General features: G+C 48.6%; 6 protein-coding genes. 2 read left to right on the top strand and 4 right to left on the bottom strand.

Annotation, left to right across the window (positions count from 1 at the left end; translation table 11 throughout):
• Positions 1-2: 2 nt before the first annotated feature.
• The 3 genes from Q0X25_RS06290 to Q0X25_RS06280 all read right to left on the bottom strand — a co-directional run bounded on the left by Q0X25_RS06290 (position 3) and on the right by Q0X25_RS06280 (position 3,528).
• Positions 3-809 carry a hypothetical protein gene (locus tag Q0X25_RS06290; RefSeq protein WP_298580117.1) on the bottom strand — a complete coding sequence of 269 codons (807 nt, stop codon included), beginning with the start codon at positions 807-809 and terminating at the stop codon, positions 3-5.
• Positions 799-2,247: a YncE family protein gene (locus Q0X25_RS06285; protein ID WP_298580114.1), complete on the bottom strand. Its 1,449-nt coding sequence runs from the start codon at positions 2,245-2,247 to the stop codon at positions 799-801. Before Q0X25_RS06285 ends, Q0X25_RS06290 begins: the two co-directional genes overlap by 11 nt.
• Positions 2,248-2,322: 75 nt before the next feature.
• Entirely contained in the window at positions 2,323-3,528 is a 1,206-nt protein-coding gene (locus Q0X25_RS06280; protein WP_298580111.1) for an NADP-dependent isocitrate dehydrogenase, read from the bottom strand.
• A gap of 136 nt (positions 3,529-3,664) precedes the next feature.
• On the opposite strand from Q0X25_RS06280, the gene Q0X25_RS06275 reads away from it, so the two are divergent.
• Together Q0X25_RS06275 and Q0X25_RS06270 are read left to right on the top strand one after the other, a co-directional pair.
• Complete coding sequence (locus Q0X25_RS06275; protein WP_298580109.1) at positions 3,665-4,630, top strand: DMT family transporter; 966 nt, start codon at positions 3,665-3,667, stop codon at positions 4,628-4,630.
• Positions 4,631-6,748 (top strand): ATP-binding domain-containing protein, encoded by a 2,118-nt coding sequence (locus tag Q0X25_RS06270; RefSeq protein WP_298580106.1) that lies wholly within the window; start codon positions 4,631-4,633, stop codon positions 6,746-6,748.
• Positions 6,749-6,892: 144 nt separating this feature from the next.
• Here Q0X25_RS06270 and Q0X25_RS06265 read toward each other — a convergent pair.
• Positions 6,893-7,462 (bottom strand): flavin reductase family protein (locus tag Q0X25_RS06265; protein ID WP_367270410.1); only part of this gene is annotated, 570 nt, incomplete at its 5' end.

Genomic DNA, 7,462 nt, shown 5'->3' with positions numbered 1-7,462 from the left:
TATTAAAGCAAAACGTAAAACGCAAAGCCCAGAACCTCCTCGATAACCCAGGCAAAAAATACTGTCCGGGCAAAATCTCCTGTCCTCAAAAAATACCAGCCACAAAGCACGCGAGACGGTCCATATGCCAATGCGCAGTACACAAAAGTACCCGTAAGCGGCGTAAACTCTACCAAGCTACCTGCAATAAGGAGCCAAAGCCCCACACAAAACCACCGCCATCTACCCGCCTTGTCTAGCAAACGAGATTGTTCAACAAGCGATAAGGGTGCAAGTACGATGAGCAGATGAAGTGCCATGAAAAAGAGTTGTTGCAAACCCACGGCAATACCCAACTCAGGAGTATCAAACTGAAAATCTGCAAGTACCAAAGGTGTCTCAGGTATCAGCGCGGGAGGCAAAAATATAGCAAGCGACTCACCTATCACGCGCACCAACACAAACAGCAGGATAAATGCAATCAATGTTTGAGGGGTCTCAAGCTGTGGTTTTTTAAATAGATGGTCAAGGAGAGGATCGCTAAAAAGAGCCTGCTTTGCACGAGTAGGACCAACTCCCACTACCAACAATGCCAGCGCCAAGACAAAAGCAAAAAGTGGTCCTCCGATGCATACAAAATAATCTAAGAGCTTGGCTTCGAGCACAAAACCCCAAGGGGACAAATTGAGGATTTGAGAGACAGGATTATTGGTCCCCAGCAACAAAAAAAGGAGAAGCCAGCCACCAAAACAAAGCACAAGTCTTGTAAGCGGAAAACTTGTAGTACGAGATAAGCTCGCTTTGGTATCTTGCGGAGAGTTACTCATCATCTGTCACCCCCGCTTGTTCAAGAATGACTTCTAAGGGGTAGGCAATGACACGATCCACTCCCACACCATATTTTTCTCGATAAATTGCCGCGCCAGATTCGTATACAGCGTAAAGCAGACCATCCTTAACAGAAATATCTTCCATCATCGGCGGCAAGCGCAGACACGCAATATAATTTGAATGGTATTGAGCTGCCTTTTTGCTCGCTTTGCGGGCTTGGTTTGCGATGCGTTTTATGGATTCAGCAGCGCTATTTACAAAATTTGCATTAAGGCTGCGCGCAGATGGCTTAGTAGTGCCCGCAGAACCTTCAGCAGCTGACCCTGTCTGAGTGTTGGAAGCCTTTGCTGCAGGAGTCGCGCCAACACGATCCTGCTGTTTCTGGGCAAAATTTAGGAGTATATCTGCACTTTTATCAGCTGCCCTTGTGCGCAGACGAGCAAGTTCTACCACATCTTTTGTTGCCGCATGGGTTTTACTCACAAAGGGATCTGCATGCGGGGTACGAGTCTTTTGACGCTCATATACATACAGTCTTGATGATTCAACGCCATAGGACTGTGAGACAAACACAAAGTCTTTTGTGAGTGCAACTCCCTGAGCCCGCGTAGGAATTTCCCAAGTCTCAGTAGGAGAGCTTGCGACCTCACCGAGCAGTTCTCCTCCCCACGTCAGACGATAACGACAAAGGATGCCCGGGCCTGCAACATCAAAATATCCCACATACAAGCTACCTTCAAAATACTCAACAAAAGAGGCGCGCTTAGGACCCACGATACTTATCTGCGTATCGTATGTAAGCAGTTTATTCTCCTCAGCTTTATACGCTTCAAGCTTCTCTAGACTCACTGAGGCAAGTTGTGCAACTTTACCCTTATGCGTTGCTATCCAAAGACGGTCAACCGTATCGTCATACGCCAAACCACCCACATGAGGTTGACCCTCCAGTACGATAGTCTTGGCAAGTTTGCCCGTTGCCTTATCAATCAGGTAAATCACAGAATTTGTCTGATAGGCACCGTCATATGCTGAGACAAAAATCCACTTATCAGATACGGCAACCCCTTGGGGCACCATATGCCTGCTCATTGCTGGCAGGCCTTCCCAAGCATCAAAACTCCTCGTATGCGCTAGACCCGGCATCAGCGACAATTCATCCAACACAAGTTTTCGCGATGGAGCAAATTTATTTAATAACTCACGTTCGTACAGCTCCTGAAAGATGGGAATTTGTGTAGTCTCATTTGCATCAGCATCGGTACCTGCTTCTAAAGATACCCTCACTGGCCCACCGTTCAAAAATAGATTGAGACGAGCACTGGGCAAATCCTGCCAATCGGGAAATCTCCAATGCCAATGAAATACCATGAACACAGCTATCATGGCAAAGAAAGCCCCAAGGACAAGCGCAAGGATACGGTCAGGATTTGCAAACACAGCCGTACCTCCTTGTGGTTCTGGTGACTCGCGCATTGGATTTGTACCCACAGGGCCTGTCATTCAAGCGCTCCGCTACGCCTTGAGTCTCTTTGCAATAGCAGCAATAAAACCCTGCGTATCCAGCGTTGTGGGATGGGCAATACTGGTAATACGCACAAGGTCTCCCGTCATCTGGCCTGACTCAATCGTATCGATGGTTGCCTGTTCAAGCTTGTCAGCAAAAGCCCTCAGCGCGGGCAAGTCATCAAGCTCACCCCGCTTGCGCAGAGCGCCTGACCACGCAAAAATTGTTGCCACAGAGTTGGTGCTCGTAGACTCACCCTTGAGATGCTTGTAGTAGTGGCGCTGCACAGTACCATGCGCAGCTTCGTACTCGTAGAAGCCATGGGGCGAGACAAGTACCGATGTCATCATTGCAAGACTACCAAAAGCGCTCGAGAGCATATCACTCATCACATCGCCATCGTAGTTCTTGCATGCCCAAATAAAACCACCCTCGGACTTCATCACGCGCGCTACCGCATCATCAATAAGGGTATAAAAATACTCAATATCTACCGCCTCAAAGCGCTCACGATACTCTGCGTCGAAAATCTCAGCAAAGATGTCTTTGAACCGATGGTCGTAGGTTTTGCTAATGGTGTCTTTGGTGGCAAACCATACATCCTGCTTGGTAGAAAGCGCAAACTCAAAACAACTACGCGCAAAACTTTCAATCGAAGCATCAAGATTATGCATACCCTGAATGATGCCAGGAGCAGTGAACTCTTGAATAAGCTCACGGGTTTCTCTGCCATCTGGTGCCGTAAAAACAAGTTCTGCTTTGCCAGCGCCCGGCACGCGCATCTCGGCATTTTTGTACACGTCACCATATGCATGACGAGCAATGGTAATAGGCTTTTTCCAGCTGCGCACCACAGGATCGATACCGCGCACTACGATGGGAGAGCGAAAAACCGTACCATCAAGCAAGGCGCGAATAGTGCCATTAGGACTCTTCCACATTTGATGTAGCTTGTACTCTTCCACGCGTTGCGCATTGGGAGTAATGGTTGCACACTTAACGGCAACACCCAAACGTTTGGTAGCCTCGGCTGAGTCAATAGTTACCTGATCGCTGGTTTTATCGCGATTTTCCAGGCCAAGGTCAAAATACTCACTTTTGAAATCAATAAACGGCAAAATAAGCTCGTCTTTGATCATCTGCCAGATGATACGGGTCATTTCATCGCCGTCCATCTCGACAAGCGGCGTTTTCATCTGGATTTTGTCAGCCATAAGTCTCCCTTGAGATGCTGGTAATTAGATACTTGCAACCTATATATTGTAGCGCGCGACACAACTTGGCTGGGATAGTCGTAACACAGCGCAACAATGCTCACGTAAAAGTGTATTTACCGCTATACTTGCCCTCATGAAAAGAACAACTGCCTTCCCTGTATGGGTCTACAAATTTGCTCTGCTTGCCACCACGCTAATCTGGGGCAGCTCCTTTGTTGTGCTCAAAGGTGCCCTTGATACGATTCCAGCAACGTGGCTCCTTGCCATCCGCTTTGTTGTAGCGGGGCTTTTTTGCATACCAATCTTTTGGAAGCGCCTTCGCACTAATCTAGATTCGTCGCATATGGTGGCAGGTGCGCTCATTGGCATCTCGGGTGGTGCCGCCTATCTGGTACAAAATATAGGCCTGACCTATACAACGCCCGCAAAAAATGCCTTTTTTACGGCAACCTACTGTGTGATGGTACCGTTTTTGTATTGGGCAATAAAGCACAAGCGTCCTCAGACAAATAATGTTCTAGCTGCGCTTTTATGTATTGCAGGGGTTTGTTTGGTCACAGTGGGAAGCAGTACCAAAGGACTTGCAGGCGCCTTTACGATGGGTCTTGGAGACACTTTGACTCTCGGCTGTGCATTACTTTTTGCTATCAATATTGTGCTGATTTCTATACTGGCACCCGCCCATGATCTACCCACACTCATCGTCATTCAGCTGTTAGTATTTGCTGTGGTATGTGCGCTTGCAGGTATTGTTGCAAAAGACGCGCTGCCCACCATCACAAACTTTACGCCAGATTTGCTTGGCAAACTTGCCTTCTTGATTTTGTTGGGCACGGTCCTTGCTATCGTGATGCAAAATCTCGGACAAAAGTACGTTGACCCCTCTCAGGCAGCACTTATCATGTCTTTTGAGAGCGTATTTGGCGTTATCTTTTCGGTTTTAATTTATCATGAGACCGTAACGACACTTATGCTTATAGGCTTTGCTTCAATTTTTGTATCGATTTTGGTCAGTGAACTGATTGGTGGTCACAAGGAACGCAAAGAAAAGCGTGATGGTGCCCAAACAAGCACTGCCCCCACCTTGTCGGAGTACTAAATGGATACTTCAACGGTCAATAACACTGCTGAATTTGCTGCAGAACAAGCCCATCTCAGTGAGATATATGCCCAACTCATCGCCCTGCGTGACGAACTCAGCGAGGAAATCGAGACCAACCATCATGGCGCGCGGCAGGACCTTATCACTCTTTCTGAAGAGGTCCGCTTAAACTTTGGCAGTGCCGATGAAACCATGGAGACCCTTGCGGCCATCGAGGCGCTCAATTCCGTCATCGATACCTATAACAACTATCACGATATCTCGGTCGACAAGCTGGCACGCATAGTGTTGTTGCTCGAACAGCCCTATTTTGCCAAAGTCACCTTGCGCATGCGTCCTGGTCGTCCACCTCGTGATGTCTATATCGGCACCACGGGCGTCACCGATCATGAAGCAAACCCCTTGGTAGTTGACTGGCGCAGTCCTGTTGCTGAGACCTACTACAATCAAGAAATGGGCAAAACGTCTTATATGGTTGGCGACCGTGTACGCACGGTTGAGCTGTTGCTGCGCCGCCAATTTGACCTCGTGCGGGATACGCTCCACTCTTATTTTGATACCAATGTCGCTATCGAGGACGCATTGTTACTTAATGCACTGCGGCGGCAGCATTCTGAAAAACTCCGCGCTATTACAGCCACCATTCAGCGTGAGCAAAACACTATCATTCGTCACAAAGACGTACCAGTATTGCTAGTATCAGGTATTGCCGGCTCGGGCAAAACATCGGTCATGTTGCAGCGCATCGCATTTTTGTTGTATCGCCAGCGTGACAATCTTGATGCCAGCCACGTGTGGCTTTTTACCCCGAGCCCAGTTTTTGGACGATATATCGATACGGTCTTACCGCAGCTGGGTGAGGCAAATCCCCAGACAAACACCTGGCAAGAGTTTCTTACACGTCTTGGATTGGACCAGCGTGGCGATGGTGCTGAAGGCAACGCAAGTCAGCTGGATGCACTTGAGCAAGCATTGGCAACGCTGGAGTTTGAACCGCAAGACTTCCGTGGCATTTCCCTTGCAGGTGAGTCCATCCTCAAACCAAGTCAAGTAGCCTCTGCTTGGAACTCCTTCGCAAAATTTTCTGCTGGTCCACGTCGTACCGCGCTTTCAACTGACAAAATGCATGAGGCTATCGAGCGTAAGTTTGGTCGCATGTCACGCGAAGAACGCTGGCAAGAAGAACTCATTGGGCTGGATATTGACGAACAAGTTGAGATCTTTGGTCACCGTATTGACCCTGATAGCGAAGAGGAAACTATTGCACTTACCCGTGAGTTTGTAGCCACGCGATTTGCCACAGCACACGCAGCTGTCGATGCCTTGGAGTGGTTGCGACTCGACCGTATTGGCACGCGAGTTCTTGGTATAAAAAGCCTCAGTGGAGCAGAGCATCTATGGCTACGTCTCCTGATTACAGGGCATGGCGCCGATGATGCACGCTATGTCGTAATTGACGAGGTGCAGGACTACAGCACAGTCCAACTGCGCGTACTTGCACGTTATTTCCGCGGAGCTCATTTCTTACTGTTGGGCGATCCGCACCAGGCAACGCGTGAGCATTCTGCAAGCTGGAACGAAATCCGTGAAATCTTTGGAGGCGCAGCTACGATTAAGGAAGCCAGGCTGCTCACAAGTTATCGTTCTTCTCCTGAGGTAACCGCACTTTTTGCCAGTCTTCTCTCCGAAAAGGAACAGGCCCAGCTCACCTCGGTACAAGAATCAGGAATCGAACCAATTATTCAGGCCTGTAGCAATGATACCTATTTGGACACGTTGCACGCTGCTGCCAAACATGCCGCTCAAAAAGGTGGACTCACAGCGATTATCTGTGCTGAAAGACAGCGTGCATATTGGCTCGCACGTCAGTTGGGCAGTGACGTCAAGCTGCTCAGTCGTGATGAGGCTTTGCCAGCAAAGGGCGTCATTGTGATGGATCTCAAACTTGCTAAAGGCTTGGAATTTGACCGTGTCATCATTCCTGATGCCCAAATGGACGTGTATCCCAATACTCCGATTGCGCGCCGTCGTCTCTACACTGCCATCTCACGCGCAACTCATGTTGTCGAAATCTACTCCCAAGGCAAGATGAGCACCCTGCTTCAGCGCCCTTGACCCATCACAATTTTCTCTTCTTACTTGTGAGCCGTAAGGTTTAAATTCTTATGTCTCCTGCGAGCTTTACGTTCTCTTGCTGTCTGTGAGACTTACATTCTTGTACCGTCTGTGAGACTTAAATCCTTGTGCCTCCTGCGAGCTTTAATCACCAATATAGGAAGAGGCTTTCTTGGGAGTCTTACCTTTGAGCGTGCTGTGATAATACGCGTACGTCAAGGGCGGTTCATCGTTAAGGTTTTGCGCATCAACAAGCTCTCCCACAAAAAGCATATGCGTTCCCACATCAAGCTGCTGAACAACCCTGCAGCAAACAAGACAGGCAGCATGCTCAGGGCAATATGGATCGCCATCGAGTGTCTTGAGGCATTCAATCCCCTCATACTTATCAAAATCGCTTGAGGTACGGAAGCCAAAACGACCAATAAAGGGCATATCAGCCGTCTGAGTCAGAGCCACCAACGCAAAGTGTCCTGCTTCTTCAATCACATGCTCAGTGTAGTTTTCTTTGTTCACTACAACCTCTACCTGCAAAGGCTGAGACGTCAGCTGCAGGCCCGTATTAATAATGCAGGCACCATAATCATCTTTGGTGGCAGCTGATACGACATAAAGACCCGAACTAAACTTAAATAAAGCAGTTGCGTCCATACTTCCTCCCCAAGCTCTTTTTTGTTGAGCAAGCAAACCACAGCCGCCCCTCTGCGGCTGCTG

This window comes from uncultured Olegusella sp., assembly GCF_947253395.1.
Taxonomy (GTDB): domain Bacteria; phylum Actinomycetota; class Coriobacteriia; order Coriobacteriales; family Atopobiaceae; genus Olegusella.
The sequence above is the reverse complement of the archived record's forward strand: the minus strand, read 5'-3'. Positions and strand labels throughout refer to the sequence as shown.